This window comes from Fibrella musci, assembly GCF_041321105.1.
Lineage (GTDB): Bacteria > Bacteroidota > Bacteroidia > Cytophagales > Spirosomataceae > Fibrella > Fibrella musci.
The window spans coordinates 760,622-776,656 of record NZ_JBGGWD010000003.1 but is presented as its reverse complement, the minus strand read 5'-3'; the positions used below and the strand labels follow the sequence as shown (position 1 = coordinate 776,656).

At 54.9% G+C, this 16,035-nt stretch carries 17 protein-coding genes and 1 rRNA gene; 16 read left to right on the top strand and 2 right to left on the bottom strand.

Annotated elements, in window-relative coordinates; all coding sequences use genetic code 11:
- The 4 genes from rrf to ACAW74_RS13105 form a co-directional block, all read left to right on the top strand.
- Positions 1 to 93: ribosomal RNA gene (gene rrf, locus ACAW74_RS13120) — 5S ribosomal RNA — on the top strand; the annotation flags it as partial.
- A gap of 165 nt (positions 94 to 258) precedes the next feature.
- The gene (locus ACAW74_RS13115; RefSeq protein ID WP_370698651.1) at positions 259 to 1,026 is read left to right on the top strand and encodes a hypothetical protein; all 768 of its coding nucleotides are present in this window, start codon (positions 259 to 261) and stop codon (positions 1,024 to 1,026) included.
- A gap of 7 nt (positions 1,027 to 1,033) precedes the next feature.
- On the top strand, positions 1,034 to 2,533 hold the full coding sequence (glpK, locus tag ACAW74_RS13110; protein WP_370698650.1) for a glycerol kinase GlpK: 1,500 nt from the start codon (positions 1,034 to 1,036) through the stop codon (positions 2,531 to 2,533).
- A gap of 74 nt (positions 2,534 to 2,607) precedes the next feature.
- Positions 2,608 to 4,266, top strand: a complete 1,659-nt coding sequence (locus tag ACAW74_RS13105; RefSeq protein WP_370698649.1) for a GMC family oxidoreductase — start codon at positions 2,608 to 2,610, stop codon at positions 4,264 to 4,266.
- Between the two features lie 118 nt (positions 4,267 to 4,384).
- Here the strand turns inward: ACAW74_RS13105 and ACAW74_RS13100 are convergent, their stop codons facing one another.
- Entirely contained in the window at positions 4,385 to 4,621 is a 237-nt protein-coding gene (locus ACAW74_RS13100) for a hypothetical protein (RefSeq protein WP_370698648.1), read from the bottom strand.
- Between the two features lie 189 nt (positions 4,622 to 4,810).
- Between ACAW74_RS13100 and ACAW74_RS13095 the strand changes: the two genes are divergently transcribed.
- Positions 4,811 to 5,386: a hypothetical protein gene (locus ACAW74_RS13095; RefSeq protein ID WP_370698647.1), complete on the top strand. Its 576-nt coding sequence runs from the start codon at positions 4,811 to 4,813 to the stop codon at positions 5,384 to 5,386.
- Between the two features lie 61 nt (positions 5,387 to 5,447).
- Entirely contained in the window at positions 5,448 to 5,891 is a 444-nt protein-coding gene (locus ACAW74_RS13090; RefSeq protein ID WP_370698665.1) for an NADH-quinone oxidoreductase subunit B, read from the top strand.
- Between the two features lie 37 nt (positions 5,892 to 5,928).
- On the opposite strand, the gene ACAW74_RS13085 is transcribed toward ACAW74_RS13090, so the two are convergent.
- Positions 5,929 to 8,433 (bottom strand): TonB-dependent receptor domain-containing protein, encoded by a 2,505-nt coding sequence (locus ACAW74_RS13085; protein WP_370698646.1) that lies wholly within the window; start codon positions 8,431 to 8,433, stop codon positions 5,929 to 5,931.
- A 172-nt stretch (positions 8,434 to 8,605) separates the two neighbouring features.
- On the opposite strand from ACAW74_RS13085, the gene ACAW74_RS13080 reads away from it, so the two are divergent.
- The 10 genes from ACAW74_RS13080 (at position 8,606) to ACAW74_RS13035 (ending at position 15,936) form a co-directional block, all read left to right on the top strand.
- Complete coding sequence (locus tag ACAW74_RS13080; RefSeq protein ID WP_370698645.1) at positions 8,606 to 9,055, top strand: MarR family winged helix-turn-helix transcriptional regulator; 450 nt, start codon at positions 8,606 to 8,608, stop codon at positions 9,053 to 9,055.
- A gap of 29 nt (positions 9,056 to 9,084) precedes the next feature.
- Positions 9,085 to 10,038, top strand: coding sequence for a D-2-hydroxyacid dehydrogenase (locus ACAW74_RS13075; RefSeq protein WP_370698644.1), 954 nt, complete (start codon positions 9,085 to 9,087; stop codon positions 10,036 to 10,038).
- A gap of 39 nt (positions 10,039 to 10,077) precedes the next feature.
- The gene (locus ACAW74_RS13070) at positions 10,078 to 11,145 is read left to right on the top strand and encodes a galactitol-1-phosphate 5-dehydrogenase (protein ID WP_370698643.1); all 1,068 of its coding nucleotides are present in this window, start codon (positions 10,078 to 10,080) and stop codon (positions 11,143 to 11,145) included.
- 114 nt (positions 11,146 to 11,259) lie between these two features.
- Positions 11,260 to 12,093 carry a carboxylating nicotinate-nucleotide diphosphorylase gene (gene nadC / locus ACAW74_RS13065; RefSeq protein WP_370698642.1) on the top strand — a complete coding sequence of 278 codons (834 nt, stop codon included), beginning with the start codon at positions 11,260 to 11,262 and terminating at the stop codon, positions 12,091 to 12,093.
- Between the two features lie 171 nt (positions 12,094 to 12,264).
- A complete protein-coding gene (locus ACAW74_RS13060; protein ID WP_370698641.1) occupies positions 12,265 to 12,924 on the top strand; it encodes a Uma2 family endonuclease in 660 nt (219 codons plus the stop codon).
- An 81-nt stretch (positions 12,925 to 13,005) separates the two neighbouring features.
- The gene (nadA, locus tag ACAW74_RS13055; protein WP_370698640.1) at positions 13,006 to 14,007 is read left to right on the top strand and encodes a quinolinate synthase NadA; all 1,002 of its coding nucleotides are present in this window, start codon (positions 13,006 to 13,008) and stop codon (positions 14,005 to 14,007) included.
- Positions 14,008 to 14,078: 71 nt separating this feature from the next.
- A complete protein-coding gene (locus ACAW74_RS13050) occupies positions 14,079 to 14,291 on the top strand; it encodes a DUF2281 domain-containing protein (RefSeq protein ID WP_370698639.1) in 213 nt (70 codons plus the stop codon).
- Between the two features lie 3 nt (positions 14,292 to 14,294).
- The gene (locus ACAW74_RS13045; protein ID WP_370698638.1) at positions 14,295 to 14,681 is read left to right on the top strand and encodes a type II toxin-antitoxin system VapC family toxin; all 387 of its coding nucleotides are present in this window, start codon (positions 14,295 to 14,297) and stop codon (positions 14,679 to 14,681) included.
- Between the two features lie 49 nt (positions 14,682 to 14,730).
- Positions 14,731 to 15,258, top strand: coding sequence for a hypothetical protein (locus ACAW74_RS13040; protein WP_370698637.1), 528 nt, complete (start codon positions 14,731 to 14,733; stop codon positions 15,256 to 15,258).
- 3 nt (positions 15,259 to 15,261) lie between these two features.
- Positions 15,262 to 15,936, top strand: a complete 675-nt coding sequence (locus ACAW74_RS13035) for a pirin family protein (RefSeq protein WP_370698636.1) — start codon at positions 15,262 to 15,264, stop codon at positions 15,934 to 15,936.
- Positions 15,937 to 16,035 lie beyond the last annotated feature (99 nt).

Below are 16,035 nucleotides of genomic sequence, written 5' to 3'. Positions count from 1 at the left end.
GTGAACACCTTTTCCCATTCCGAACAGAGCCGTTAAGCCCCGCACTGCCGATGGTACTGGAGTCGAATCCGGGAGAGTAGGCGGTCGCCACCTCTGAAACAGCGAGAGCCGTGTTCCACGAGAGCACGGCCTTTTGCATTTGTAGCCATCCTCAATAGTTATATCTATATATACAGTTAGTATTATTTATTATACAATTATTATTTTTCAGCTGCGATAACCCATGTAACTAAGCTGAAAATGAATAGATTATACATTTTGTTTCTACTTCTTCTGTGTAAGGTATTTGGAGTCAACGGTCAGGGATTGGCTTTTAAGTGGAAAGAGGCCATTGGCGATTGGCACGTTGGTATTAATCTGTCGACAACGAGATACTGTGGCGATTTGAGTGAACAGTATGGCTTCGATCATCTTCAACTGTCGTGGGCAGCAGAAGGACATCTTCGATATCGTTTTAGTGAAAAGTTTTGCGTGCGTAGCGATGTCGGTTTTTACAGTTTACGTGGTGATCAGCAATACACGAAAAACAAGGCAAACTACCTGCGCTTTACGACTGTAAACCCATCCCTTATTGCTGGGTTGCAGTGGAACGTACGGTCGATTGATTACAATCAACACAATATCCCGCATTTCTGGCTCGGCGTGGGCGCCACGTATTTGAATCCTAAAACCGACTATAAGGGTGTCAGTTACAGCCTGCCCCTTTTCCAGACAGAAAAGGTAGCTTACAGCCGCATTGCGGGTCAGGTGGTCATTGGTGGAGGTATGCCCTTTACCCTGAACAAAAAATCACAACTACGGCTGGAAGCCCGCTACACCTACATACTGAGTGATTACGTAGACGACGTGAGTGGCACCTATGCAGATAAAACGGGCAGGGCGGCTATTGAACAGATTCTGGCCGATCGGCGTCGCGAGTATGGGCTGGTACCAAACACAGTTGGGGAGCAACGTGGTAATCCATTACGCAATGATGGTTATTTTGCGCTCACGCTTCAATATTCAGTGAAGCGGTCAACTCCCTAAACCACTTATGGCTTCGTACGTCGTTGCTATTGATCAGGGTACGTCGAGTACCCGTTGCATTATCGTTAACCGAAAAGGCGAGATTGTCTCGGTTGCGCAGAAAGAACACGCTCAGATTTACCCCAAACCCGGCTGGGTGGAGCATGACCCGACCGAAATCTGGAGAAATACGCTCGAAGTTATTGCCAAAGCACGCATCAAACTTGGGCTAACAACCAAGGATGTTGTGGCCGTAGGGATTACTAATCAACGCGAGACAACGGTGGTCTGGAACAGGCATACCGGCAAGCCATACTACAACGCTTTGGTTTGGCAGGACGTGCGAACCGAAGACATGATCGCTGAGATGGCCGGTGATAGCGGGCTTGATCGCTTTCGCGCCAAGACTGGCCTGCCATTAGCTACTTATTTCAGCGGACTCAAGATTCGGTGGCTTCTCGACAACGTACCTGGCCTTCGGCAGGAGGCTGAACAGGGAAACGCGCTATTCGGCAACATCGATAGCTTCCTGATCTGGAATCTGACGGGGGGAGCTAAAGGCGGCCAGCACGTGACGGACGTGACGAATGCCAGCCGTACTCAGTTGATGAACCTGGAAACGCTAGCCTGGGACGATGAACTGCTAACGGCCTTCAACGTACCTGCAGCTATGATGCCCAGTATTCGCCCCAGCAGTGGTTTGTTTGGAACGGTTACGTCTGAAGTAATGCCGGGTGTACCAATTACCGGTGTATTGGGCGATCAGCAGGCGGCACTGGTCGGACAAACGTGTTTTGAGCCGGGACAGGCCAAGAACACGTACGGTACGGGCTGTTTTCTGTTGATGAACACAGGCACGCAAATTCGACCTTCTACCTATGGTCTGCTAACGACCGTCGCCTATCAGTTTGGCAATGAAGCGCCGCGATATGCGCTGGAAGGGGGTGTTGCCATTTCTGGAGCGTTGGTGCAATGGCTACGTGATAACCTGGGTCTGATTCAGACGAGTGCCGATGTGCAAGCGCTGGCGGCCGAAGTGCCCGACAACGGTGGCACTTACATCGTGCCAGCTTTTTCTGGACTATACGCGCCGTATTGGCGGGCCGATGCGCGCGGGGTGATCGTCGGCCTGACACGATTTGTGACCAAACAACATATTGCCCGGGCCGTTCTGGAAGCCACCGCTTTCCAGACCTACGATTTGCTGGCCGCCATGCAGAAAGATGCCGCCGTTGAGCTGGTATCGTTACGGGTCGATGGGGGGATGGTCGTGAATGACCTGCTGATGCAGTTTCAGGCAGATGTCAACAACGTACCTGTAATCAGGCCCAGCGTGACCGAAACCACAGCTGTCGGGGCCGCCTATGCAGCGGGTTTGGCCGTTGGTTACTGGGAATCGATCGATGATTTGTCCGCCAACTGGGGTATTGAAGCAACCTTCGAACCCGCTATGGAAGCCGAGAAGCGGAGTAAGCTGCTTCATCAGTGGGCCAAAGCCGTGCAACGTTCGCTGGATTGGGCGGATTGATGGGTGACCTTTCCTGCTTTTTATCGCTGTTTTTGGTAAATTCCTGAACAAATAGCACAAAAACAGGAAAGGGTATGGGGTTTGACTATATCATTGTTGGTGCTGGCTCAGCAGGCTGCGTGCTGGCCAATCGGTTATCGGCAGATTCGAGTGTGTCGGTGTTACTGCTCGAAGCGGGGGCACCCGATCGAAAGATGGAAATCCACATCCCGGCGGCCTACAGCAAACTCAACCGGACGGCGGTTGACTGGGCGTATTGGAGTGAGCCGCAAGCCAACGTCGATAACCGGCGCATGTTTTTGCCGCGGGGGAAGACGCTGGGGGGCAGTAGCTCGACCAATGCAATGGCGTATATCAGAGGCAATCAGGCCGACTACGACGCCTGGGCCGCCGCTGGTAACGAAGGATGGGCCTATGCCGATGTCTTGCCCTATTTCATCCGCTCTGAGGCCAACGAGCAACTGAGTCAGCTGGATGCGCGCTATCACGGTAGCGATGGCCCGTTGAACGTAACTTATGCGACTCGTTTCAGAACGCCATTGGCCGATGCCTTCGTGGACGCCTGCAAGCAAACGGGTATCGCCGAAAACCACGATTTCAACGGAGCCGAGCAGGAAGGGGCCGGGTTGTTTCAGTTTACCATCAAAAATGGCAAGCGGCACAGCACCGCGGCGGCTTTTCTGAAGCCTGTCCTGAGCCGACCTAACCTGACTGTACGCACGCAGGCGCATACGCAACGGGTTGTCATACGCGACGGTCGGGCGGTAGGTGTCGAGGTGACAACGGGGCGCACCAATACCGAAACGATTACGGCCAAGCGGGAGGTAATCTTGGCGGCGGGGTCGTTCAATACGCCACAGTTGCTGATGCTGTCGGGCATCGGGCCACAGGATGAACTGCGTCGGCATGGAATCGACCTGCGGCTCGACTTGCCGGGCGTAGGTCAAAACTTGTGCGACCATTTGTTTGTGGGCGTTAGCGCCTTGGCCAACCAACTGGTGGGGACCAATCACTGGCTCAGCCCCCTTAATCAGGTACGTGGCCTTTGGCAGTACCTGACGGCTGGCCAAGGCCCGTTTACGATCAGCCCGCTAGAAGCCAACGCCTTCCTGCGGACAACGCCCGATCGGAGCAGGCCCGATTTGCAATTGCATTTCGCGCCGGTTCACATTGGCGACGACTACAAACCCGATTTTTACGACTCAGGTACGTACCCGAAGAAGGAAGATGGCTGGTCAATTCTGCCAACACTGCTGCATCCAACCAGTCGTGGGTACGTTGGCCTGCGGTCGGCCAACCCCATGGATGAGCCAGTCATTCAGCCCAACTTTCTGTCGACCGATGCCGACCAACAGCTGTTACTGACGGGGGTGAAGAAAGCATTGGAAATCAATCAGGCAGCGGCGTTTGGCCCCTGGCGTAAACGGGCACTGATGCCCGCCACGGGAGCGTCAGATGAGGAAATCATGGAGCATATCCGCCGAATCGTCGAGACGGTGTATCACCCTGTCAGCACGTGCCGAATGGGAACCGACGAAGGGGCCGTGGTGGATGCCAAACTCCGGGTACGGGGAATCGAAGGGCTACGGATTGTGGATGCCTCGGTGATGCCAACGATCGTATCGGGCAACACCAACGCGCCGGTTATTATGATTGCCGAAAAAGCCGCTGATTTGATTTTAGGCAACGTACCTGTGCAAAAAATACAAACTGTATCGACTCCTGTTTCATAGGGAAAGTGGATAAACAAAGTGTCCCGTTTTTTGTGGTAATCAATGGCGAAAATATTGGATTGATTACCATAAAAAACAGGATACCTGTCGTAAAAAAAAGCTTGACTATCTACTGAGTTCAGTGTACGGAAAGCGTCTTTCTGACCAGTTCTTTTCGCACCTTATCGGCAGCGGCCAAATCGCTCAGTGTGATGTGCATGCGCTTTCTGAGCGTGGGCGATGTCTCCAGCATTTCGCTGGCTATCTGAATCAGCATGGCGGCTGTGGCCATTCCATCTGCTTTATGCCGTCTGGCAGGAGTGCCCAGCGGCGTGGTAGTGTGCACAGCCGGATCGAACAGATTGATTGATTTCATTACGTAGTTGTTTGTTGTTTACTGCTTAATTAATTAACACAAATTGTTGAAATTTAATCGCAATTAGTGGCGATTCTAAGTGGTAATTTATGTTCTTTTTTGTTTCCAAATGCGCTGGTTCAAATACGGTTTTATAGGATAGGCCGTTATGTTGATGTCATCAACGTTATAGCCTATTCTATGGGGAAAATGTGGCCTTTTCGGGCGCTGCTGATTACAGTATGTTGTCGGCTGCCGCTAGTGGCTCAATCCGTTCCGTCAGCCGATGAACGAACGTCAACGAAGCTGTATCGGGCAACGATCAGAACGACCACAGGCACCAAAACACAAGGAATTCTGTATGCGGTAACTGATTCAACCGTTCTCATTTTTCATAATGATCCGTCGACTATTCAGCTATTCCGAGAAGGCAACGCGGTGCCCATCGACACCCTGCGGGCGACTGCCATCAAACGCATCGCCATTCAGCGAAAAGGCCATTTTGGGCGAACGGTAGCCATTGGGGCGGGCGTAACGGCTGCTCTGGCTACAACAGCGTTGCTGTCTACCGCCAATTCCGAAAAAAGGCTAACGGGCGTAGTCGTGGCGCTCCTCGTCGTGCCCATTGGTCTGACAACGTCATTGCTTCTGGCTCTGCCGCCGCTTACCATCAAGCGCATCAACGGCCGGCCAGAGCGGTTGGCTGGTGAGCGGGCCAAGCTTGAGCGCTATTCTATCAGGGCTCAAATTCAGCAGGCCTCGCTCCGAACTGCTACCAGCCACTAACTGTTGCTTTGGTATGAATGCCCCCTCAACCGCTCCCCAAAAAGCTGCCGATCCTGGCGTGATGTTCCTGACTACGGAAGAACTGCTCAACTGGTCGAGGGCGTCGTCGTTATGGCCGCTCACGTTCGGGTTGGCCTGTTGCGCCATCGAGATGATGCAGGCAATGTCGGCCAGCTATGACCTTGAGCGATTTGGTATTTTTCCGCGCCCCAGCCCCCGGCAAGCCGACATCATGATTGTGTCGGGAACGGTCACCTACAAAATGGCCGACCGCATTCGGCGTTTGTACGAACAGATGGCCGAGCCGCGCTACGTGATCTCGATGGGGTCGTGCGCCAACTGCGGCGGGCCTTACTGGCAACATGGCTACCACGTCGTGAAAGGCGTTGACCGCATCATTCCGGTCGATGTATACGTACCTGGCTGCCCGCCCCGCCCCGAAGCCCTGATCGACGGGTTTATTAAACTACAGGAAAAAATAAAGACCGAACGACTGCTTCCTTAAGTGGTCGACTTAAGTCGACCACTTAAGGAAGTGCAAACTAGCCCGCCCGGCGTTTTTCGTCTTCGGCACCGCCCGTGCGTCGGCGGGTAGGTGCTACCTTGTCGTTGCCGAATCGGTACGAAAAAGAGAGCGTAACGGCGCGGGAGTCGCGGCGCTGATAAAACTGTTCTACGTAATTGTCGTAGGTCGACGTGGCCCGCACGGTCTGGTTGAAGAAAATGTCGGTGGCGTTGAGGCGTAACGTGCCTTTTCGTTCCAGAAAACTCTTCTGTAGCCCTACCGTGACCTGCCCGTTGGGACGTACCCGCAGAAAACCATATTGCTCACCCGACTGAAACGTACCGTTCAGTTCGCCCGACCACCCTTTGCCAAAGGTAAAGGAATGGTTGCTGCTGACATTGAACGCGGGTTGGCCCTTGTCGAGCGACGTACCTGCGAGATTCCCGATAAACCGGGCGTGATACACCACCACATTGTTATAAATCTGCCACCACTTGGTCGGTTGCACCGGCGCTGTCAGCGTCAGGGCAAAATAATCCTGCCGGTCGAGGTTGACACTGGTTGAAATCACCGTCGAATCGGTTTCGGGCTGCACTACGCCGATCATCGGGCGGGTGGTTTGGCTGAAGGCCAGGCCCGTGCTGAACGTACCTTTGAAGGTGTGCGTCAGTTCGAGGTTATAACTCGTTTCGGGTTGCAGATTGGGGTTGCCCGAGCCCGACGTGGTAGGGTCGATGATGGTGCGGAACGGATTGAGTTGCCCATACGAAGGCCGGTTGATGCGGCGGCTCAGCGTCAGGTTCAGCTCGTGATTTTTGCTGAGCGTATGCTTGATGGCCGCGCTGGGGAAAAGCTGCCCATAACGCCGCGTGAAGCTGCTGTCGCCCACGCTTTGCCGGCCCTCGGCCAGCGTCTGCTCAAACCGCAGCCCAAACTGAAGATTGGTTTTGGCAAATCCCCGGCTCCAGTTGGCATAGGCTGCCGCAATGGTTTCGTCGTAGCGGAACCGGTTGGTGCGGTTGGGGTCGATGGTGGTCAGGCTACCTTCCGTAAGGCGAAACACCACGTCATTGTCCGACGATACTCGGCTGAGTTTGACGCCGGTTTCGAGGCGCGCCCGGCGGGCCAGAGGGTGCACGTAATCTGCTTTGGCCGACAGAATGCGCAGGTCGCCCTGCTGATCGCCTATCAGGAGCGTAGTGGTGCGGCCGGTCAGTTGGTAATCGGTGGTCAATTCCTGCAAACGGCTGGTGCGGTAGCGCGCATAATCCACGTCGGCGGTGAGTTCAGGACTATTGGTTGAGTCGGCGAAAGTGTGTTTCAGGTTCAGGTTGGCCGATCCGTTGGGCGACGTGAAGTTGCGGCTGGTGCGGGCATTATACACGTCGGTTGGCCGTCCGGCGGCGTCGTACAGTGTGGTCTGGTTAACCCCTGCCTGCCCCGGCGTGCGGCTCTGCTGCCCGTTGATCACGCCACCCAGCACGGTCCGTTTCGATAGGGTGTAATCAAATCCCGCCCGCCCCGAATGCACGACCGACCCCACCAATACGCGGTTGGTCTGGTCGCTGCTGCCCGTAAAGACGCGTTGCTGGCTGGCGTTGACGTTGTAAAAATCGCGGTGAATATCGAGCAGGGCAATGCCATCGCGGTTGGCGTAATTGTAGGTGCCAAACAGGTTCAACGACTTACCGGCCCCCAACTGCCGCCGGTTGTTCAGCGAAAGGCCAGCCGTGAATTTATCGTACTGGCTGCGGCCGTAGCTCGCCTGCACAGAGCCATTGGTCCCGAGTCGCTGATCTTTTTTGAGGTTGATCGCAATGATACCCGCCGTACCCTGCGCGTCGTATTTGGCGGGTGGGTTCGTAATCAGTTCGATGCTTTTGAGCTGGTCGGCGGGCAGGGCGCGCAGGTAGTCGGCCAGTTCAGTGCCGGTCATTGGCTGGCGTTTGCCGTCGATGAGTACCAGTACATTTTGCCGGCCCCGCAGCGCCAGGTTGTCGTTGTTATCGACCGTTATGCCCGGCGAGCGAGTCAGAACGTCGAGCGAAGTGTTCCCGGCTGCCAGCGAACTCCCTTCCACGTTCACGACCGTGCGGTCGGCCAGCCGTTCGTAGAGGGGTTTCTGCCCAACGATCTTCACCTCGTTAAGCGTGGTTTGCTGGCTGGGCTGCAACACGAGCGGCGTGAGCGAGACGCCCGCCGAGCCGACTGTAATCACGTCCGACCAGACGCGGACGTACCCAACCTGCGAAGCCGACAGGCGGTACGATCCCGCCGCCGAAATCGGAAATCTGAACGTACCTGAGGCATCGCTGAATTCGGTCTTGACCACAACCGAATCGACCGCCCGATGCAGCGCAACGGTGGCAAACTCAATGGCTGTCCCATCTGCCGCCTGAACCCGGCCCTGAAGCTGAACCGGTTGGGCAAAGCCGGTGAGTCCAACGAACGTGCTGAGCAGAAGGAAGCTGAGTAGTTTATGATAAAAAGAGGAAAGCGCTGGCCTTGCCGCCGCTGGTCGCTGAAGAAAAACCTGTTTCATAAGGCAAAATTATATGATATATCATTGAATTGGGTAGGCCAAATTTGCCGCTCATCCCATTTTGGGTTATTTGCCTAACAGATAGGCGACGGGGTGGGTACGTTGCATCAAGGCTGAAAAAACGGCGGCTTTGGCTAAACTTGCAGCGGTCATTCCCCTTCATCTCCGCCTCATGCTGAACACCGTCATCTTTTATGTACTCGATAAAACCATCAAGCAGTACCGGCAATTTGCCCAAAGCTGCATTGATCAGGCTGGTATCGACATCACGGTGGATCAATGGCTGGTACTGAATGTGATTCAGGAAGCACCCGCGCTGGGGCAGGCCGATATCGGCGAGCGGGTATTTAAAGATCAGGCGTCGGTGGCCCGGATCATCAGCCTGCTGGAAAAGAAAAATCTGCTGCAACAGGTTGCCAGTCAGGAAGATAGGCGACGAATCAATCGGCTGATTACTCCACAGGGGCAGCAGTTGATCGAGGCCGTAACTCCCGTTGTGTTGCAATACCGCAGCACGGCTTTGCGTGGTATTGACGAGTCGGCCATCGAGCAGTGCCGACAAACGCTGGAGTTGATTTTCAGGAATTGCCAATCAACAACCAACGGACAGTCGGGTGAGTAGACCCCGCCGCGCCTGTTTCTTACTAGACTATGACTATTGTCTTTCTTGACGCCCGCACGGTTGGGCCCGAACCCGACCTGAGCCAGTTTGACCAGTTGGCGGCCTCTACGGGCGGCACGTTCGTGACGTACCCGGAAACGGCACCCGACCAAACGGCCGACCGCCTGCGCGAGGCCGAGGTGGTGATTACCAACAAAGTTCGGATCACCCGCGAGGTCCTGGACGCCTGCCCCTCGCTTAAGCTGATTTGTGTGGCGGCAACGGGTACCAACAACGTCGACATGGCGGCGGCGCAGGAACGGCAGATTCCGGTGAAAAACGTAGCGGGCTATTCGACCCACAGTGTCGCGCAGGTGACGTTTACACTGCTGCTGTCGTTGCTTAATTCGCCGCACTATTACGATCAGTACGTAAAAACGGGCGAATACAGCCGCGAGACCATCTTCACCCACCTGGGCCGCCCGTTCTGGGAGCTAGCCGGTAAACGGTTCGGTATCATTGGGCTGGGGGCGATCGGGCGGCAGGTCGCGCAGGTTGCCGTGGCGTTTGGTTGTGAGGTGGTCTATTTCTCCGCGTCTGGCCAGACCTACGACGACGTACCGTATCGGTCGGTATCGCTCGATGAACTGCTGGGTACGTCGGATGTGGTGTCGGTACACGCGCCGTTGACCGACAAGACCAACAACCTGCTGACGTATGCCCAACTGAGCAAGATGAAACCTTCGGCACTGCTATTGGGGCTGAGCCGAGGCGGTATGATCAACGAAGCCGACCTGGCCCGTGCGCTCGACGAGGGCAAACTGGCGGGGGCGGGTATGGACGTGTTCGGGCAGGAGCCCCCCGCCGCCGATCATCCGTACCTCGGTATGGCCCATCCTGAACGGCTGGTGCTGGCCCCGCACATCGCCTGGAGCAGCCTGGAAGCCCGCCAACGGCTAATGGATGGCGTAGCTATGAATATACGTGAATTTCTAAACCTATAAGGCCTCGGTGACCTTATAAGCTTTATAACACAGACGCTTATGAAAGCCCTCGTATTAACCCAATACAACGAATTTGATCTGCAAGACCTGCCTCGCCCGCAGCCCGGCCCCGACGAGGTGCTGATCCGGGTGCAGGCCGTTGGCATCTGTGGCTCCGACGTGCATGGTATGGATGGCAGCACGGGCCGACGGGTGCCGCCCATTGTGATGGGGCACGAAGCATCAGGCATTATTGCCGAAGTGGGGGCGCAGGTAAGTGGCTGGTCGGTTGGCGACCGCGTTACCTTCGATTCAACGGTATACAAACTCGACGACTGGTATAGCCGCCGGGGCATGTATAACCTCTCCGATGGCCGCGAGGTCGTGGGCGTTTCGACCGGAACGCCGGACCGGCCCGGTTTCAAACGGAACGGGGCCTTTGCCGAATACGTGGTAGTGCCGCAGCATATTCTGTATGCTATTCCCGACGGAGTGAGCTTCACGCAGGCTGCGCTGGTGGAGCCGGTGGCGGTGGCCCTACATGCCCTTAGCGTAACGCCTATCCAGGTCAACGACACGGCAGTGGTGGTGGGTGCGGGGATGATCGGGCTGTTTGTAATTCAGGCGTTGAAACTGGCCGGTTGCGGGCAGATCATCGCCATCGATCTTGCCGACGAACGCCTCGAACTGGCTCAAAAACTGGGTGCCACGCACACAGTACGTGCCGATGCCGGCAACTCCGCCTCGGCAGGGCAGGCTCCTGCTGATCAGGTACGTGCGCTCACCCACGGCCGTGGAGCCGACATCTCGTTTGAAGTCGTGGGCATCAGCCCGGCGGTGCAAACGGCCATTGCCTGTGTCCGGCGTGGCGGCACGGTCACGCTTGTGGGCAACCTCAGCCCAACCATCGAGATTCCGTTGCAGGCCATCGTGACGGGGCAGATTCGACTGCAAGGCTCCTGCGCCATCAATGGCGAATATGAAGCCGCGCTCGATCTGATTGCCAGCGGACGCATCGACGTAATGGCCATTCTGAGTGCCGAAGCCCCGTTGACCGAGGGTGCCGACTGGTTTCAGCGCCTATACGACAAAGAGAAGGGGTTGATAAAGGTGGTGCTTAAGCCGTAGATTTGCTGTAGAGACGCATTCCTATGCGTCTGAGGCGCATCCGCAATTTTTACCACAAAACTATCCGGCAGAGGAGACGCATAGGAATGCGTCTCTACGATGTGCTGCAAAATCATGACACTCACTGAATTTATCCGCCTGGCGCTGGCCGAAGATGTTGGCGACGGCGACCATACCTCACTCAGTACCATTCCTGCCGATGCGCAGAAACGCGCCCGCCTGCTGGTAAAAGAAGCCGGCATTCTGGCGGGCGTAGAGGTGGCGCTGGCTATCTTTCACGAAGTCGACCCGACGTTTCAGGTCGATGTGCTGATGACCGACGGTTCGCCCATCAAACCCGGCGATATTGTATTGACGGTGGCTGGCAACGCCCGCAATATCCTGACGGCCGAACGCCTTGTGCTCAACTGCATGCAGCGCATGAGCGGCATCGCTACCCACACGCGGCAGATGGTCAATGTGCTGGAAGGCACTCGCTGCAAACTGCTCGACACCCGCAAGACCACGCCCAATTTCCGGATCTGCGAAAAGATGGCCGTGAAGATTGGTGGTGGGGTCAATCACCGCTTCGGGCTGTACGACATGATCCTGATCAAAGACAACCACGTCGATTATGCCGGGAGCCTGACCAAAGCCGTTGAGCAGGCCGTGCAGTATCTGGCCGAAACAGGCCGAAATCTGCCCATCGAAGTGGAAGTACGGAACCGGGCCGAGGTAGAAGAAGCCCTCGCCGTGGGTCACCTCACCCGCATGCTGCTCGATAATTTCGCCCCGGCCGACCTGCGCGATATGGTGCGCCTCATCAACGGGCGCGTGATTACCGAGGCGTCGGGCGGTATCAACATGGACAACCTCCGCGCCTACGCCGAAACTGGCGTCGACTACATCTCATCGGGGGCACTGACTCACCACGTCAAGAGCCTGGACCTGAGTCTGAAGGCTTATTGAACGGGTAATGAATAATGTACGATGTACAATGTATAATGAACAATGGCCTTTGCTGAGGGCACGATTTGAGAACTTGGCGACATTGTATAGCATTCATTCTACATGGTGCATTGCCTTGCGGAGCCATTGTTCATCGTACATTGTTCATTGTACATTAACACAACGTGCACCATGACCGAACTGGCTGCTCAATTACTGGAATCATCGCAGGCGCCCAAGATCATTCAGCAGGTGCAGGCGATTTTGCACGAAGAACAGAACCGTCGTCGGGCGTTCTACGAATGGATGGACGAGGACATGAAAACCGAGTTTATCAACGGGGAAATCGTTGTGCACTCACCCGCATTGCATCGGCATAATGCCGTTGTGATGGCGTTGGGTACGTTGTTACACGCCTTCGTAACCCGATACGAAGCAGGTATTGTTGTTGTGGAAAAGGCACTGGTCGAGTTGACTCGAAACAGCTACGAGCCAGATATTTGCTATTTCGGCCCAGCCAAAGCGGCCACGCTTACACCTGAATTACTGTATTACCCGGCTCCTGATCTGGTCGTGGAAGTGCTGTCGGAAAGCACGAAGAAAAACGACCGGGAAATAAAGTTTGAGGACTATGCGGCGCATGGTGTGGCCGAATACTGGATCATCGACCCGACCCGGCAGACGGTCGACACCTTCTCGATCGATGCCGATACGGAAGCATATGCTGCCTTAGGTACGTTCCGAATCGGCCAATCGGTAAGCAGTATGGTTCTGCCCAACTTTACCATTCCCGTCAAAGCCCTGTTTGACAATACCGCAAACGTTGCGGCGTTACGAACGTTATTAAGTTAGCGCAACGAAGCCACTGCGGTTCATTATACATTACGGTCCGCCGTTGCGGTTCATTGTACATTATACATTACTCGCCAGACTATGACAATGCCACTCACCATTGAAGAAGAAGTAAAGCAGATCGGGTACGTTAGCCGGTCGGCACCAAAAGATAAACAGGAACTGATTGACGGTATCCGGCGGATGAAGCAGGAGAAAAACGCCGTCATTCTGGCTCATTACTACGTCGACGAAGACATTCAGGATCTGGCCGATTTTGTCGGGGATAGCCTGGGGCTGAGCCAGCAGGCGGCCGCTACGGAAGCTGATATGATCGTGTTTTGCGGGGTGCACTTTATGGGCGAAACCGCCAAGATTCTGTCGCCAAACAAGAAAGTCGTCATCCCCGATATGAACGCGGGTTGCTCGCTGGCCGACTCGGCTCCTGCCGACAAGTTTGCCGCTTTCAAAGCGCAGTACCCTGATCATATCGTGCTGTCGTACATCAACTGTTCGGCCGAAATCAAGGCGTTGTCCGACATCATCGTCACGTCGTCCAATGCGCTGAAGATTGTGCAAAGCCTGCCCGCCGATCAGAAAATTATCTTCGCGCCCGACGCCAATCTGGGCCGTTTCGTAGCGAAGAAAACGGGTCGCGACATGGTGCTGTGGGATGGTGCCTGTATTGTGCACATCGATATTTCGCTGGAAAAGCTGAACGATTTGCGGGCCAAATACCCCAACGCCAAGTTTATCGCTCACCCCGAGTGTCAGGAGCATATCCTGATTCACGCCGATTTTGTGGGGTCCACCACCGCGCTGTTGAACTACGTGGTCGAACAACCCGAAACGGAGTTTATCGTGGGCACCGAGGCGGGCATTCTGCACAAGATGCGGCAGGCGGTTCCTGACAAAAAGATCATCCCGGCCCCGGCCAACGAAAACAACACCTGCGCCTGCTCGGAATGCCCGTACATGAAGATGAACACGCTCGAAAAGCTGTATAACACGCTGTACTACGAGCTGCCCGAAATTCACGTACCTGAAGACATCCGTGTAAAAGCGGAAGCCTCGGTGCTGCGCATGCTGGAAATGAGCAAGTAAACCTATAAGGTCTTAGACGGGGCCGCATAGGTATTATAGGTTTGTAAGTATAACGTGAAAACCTCGTCATTATGGAACTGACCGTACAGATAGGATTTGCGCAACTGCTTGATGCCATCAGGAAATTGCCGCCTGAACAGCGGAAGGACATTCAGTCGGCACTGGAGAAGGATGCGTTACAGCCTGTGATGACAGAGCGAAAGTTTGGTACACTCAAAGGTGTAGTGACCTACCTGGCTGACGATTTTGATGCACCTCTCGAGGATTTCAGTGGCTATATGTAAGCAATGAATTACCTGATAGACACCCATACGCTGCTTTGGCTCATTGATGATGAATCGGCTATTCCCGATTTGACGTTGCAACAACTGCGAAATCCAGCCAATGCGTTGTTTGTCAGTATAGCTAGTATTTGGGAAATAGCGATTAAACGTAGTCTGGGCAAATTAGCGATCAGCCAGCCAACGCAGGTGATTGTTGATGAACTTCCCACATTGGGTATCTCGCTACTGCCGATTTTGGCTAGCCACGCGATTCAGGTTGAACAGCTACCCTTTCATCATAGAGATCCGTTTGATCGAATCATCATCGCTCAAGCCTTATCAGAAGATTGTGTGATCGTTAGTAAGGACGGCAACTTCCCGCTGTACGCTGTTCCGGTATTGTGGAAATAAACCAAACCTATAAGGTTTTTAAAACCTTATAGGTTTGAACGTTGACTTTATGAAAGGACTCATTCGGCTGTGCTACCAGAAACGGATCGACGCGGCGTCGACGAAGCGTTGGGATAAGGCGGTATTCGACGATACGCATCAGGAGTTTTACATGCAGGCGCAGCAATATGATCCGGCAGGGCAGTATCCTACGTTTCAGGCGTTGCTCGCCAACGTACCCAACGCTGAACAACTGCATTACCTGACGAGTCGGGTGGCAGTGGGCTACCTGCGTCAGCTGGAGCAGATCATGCCCGATGTGGTCAACGCGTTTGGGAAGCCATGCCTGCCCTTTACGAACTTCAAATTCGAGATTGTAGCCTCGCACGTGACGCAGAAAGAGGCGCATCAGATCGCCATCTATTTCTACAGCGACCCGCTTACCTGGTTCGACACCGTAGCCGATCAGTTGCTGCTGGCCATCGGCGACAAACGCGCCGACTGGCAGGCGGGTAACGACATTAGTACCGAACTGATTGCTCTGCCACCCAGCAGCAGTATCTGGTCGTTTCAACCGTATCGCCCCGAATCGCACTGACCGATGGATACGCATACTGAGGCGCAGATTTTTGTCGCCGATCAGCGCGGCTACACCGACAGCAATGGTGCTCAGCGTTTGTTCACCTTCAACGCCGCCGGGTACACAGCCGACGGCCGTGAGCCGTTTGGGCCGCTGGTCTGGCTAAACGACGAGCGATTAGCACCTGCCGCCAGCTTAACAGCGCCGGTCGAAGAGGCCGTTACGGCGGTTTTGTTACCCCTTATCGGCGGGCTGGAATACCAGCTTGATGAAAATACACAATTTCTGGAACCGGGACAGTCAGGTACGTTGTCGTTGGCAGCCGGTCAGACGTACCGCCTAACCAATCCGTACGAGGCCGAGACTATCCAGTTTCTACATTTGGGGCTGCACGCAGAAACGGCGACTACTGCCCCAACAGCCTTTGATCTGTCTGAATCCAACCAACTGCTGCCGTTCTGGCGGGAGGGTGCACAGGCGGGCTATATTGGCCGCTTCGACGGTCGGCACGATGCCACGGTGGCCATCGAAGCGGCGGAGCAGCGGGTGTTTGTCTACATTGTACAGGGGGCGTTTGAGGTGGCCAACCGGCTGCTGCACACGGGCGATGGCCTGGCGCTGCACTACCGGCAGGCCGACGTGCTGGAGTTTGAAGCCCTCTCCAACAACGCCATGCTGATTCTGCTGATGTTATAAGTACCCGCGCGGGCTATGTTGGGCTAATCGGCTTCTAATGGCTTATTTGTCAAATCAATTAAAACCTTTCTGGCTTTAATCGTATTTTTGATGGATAAT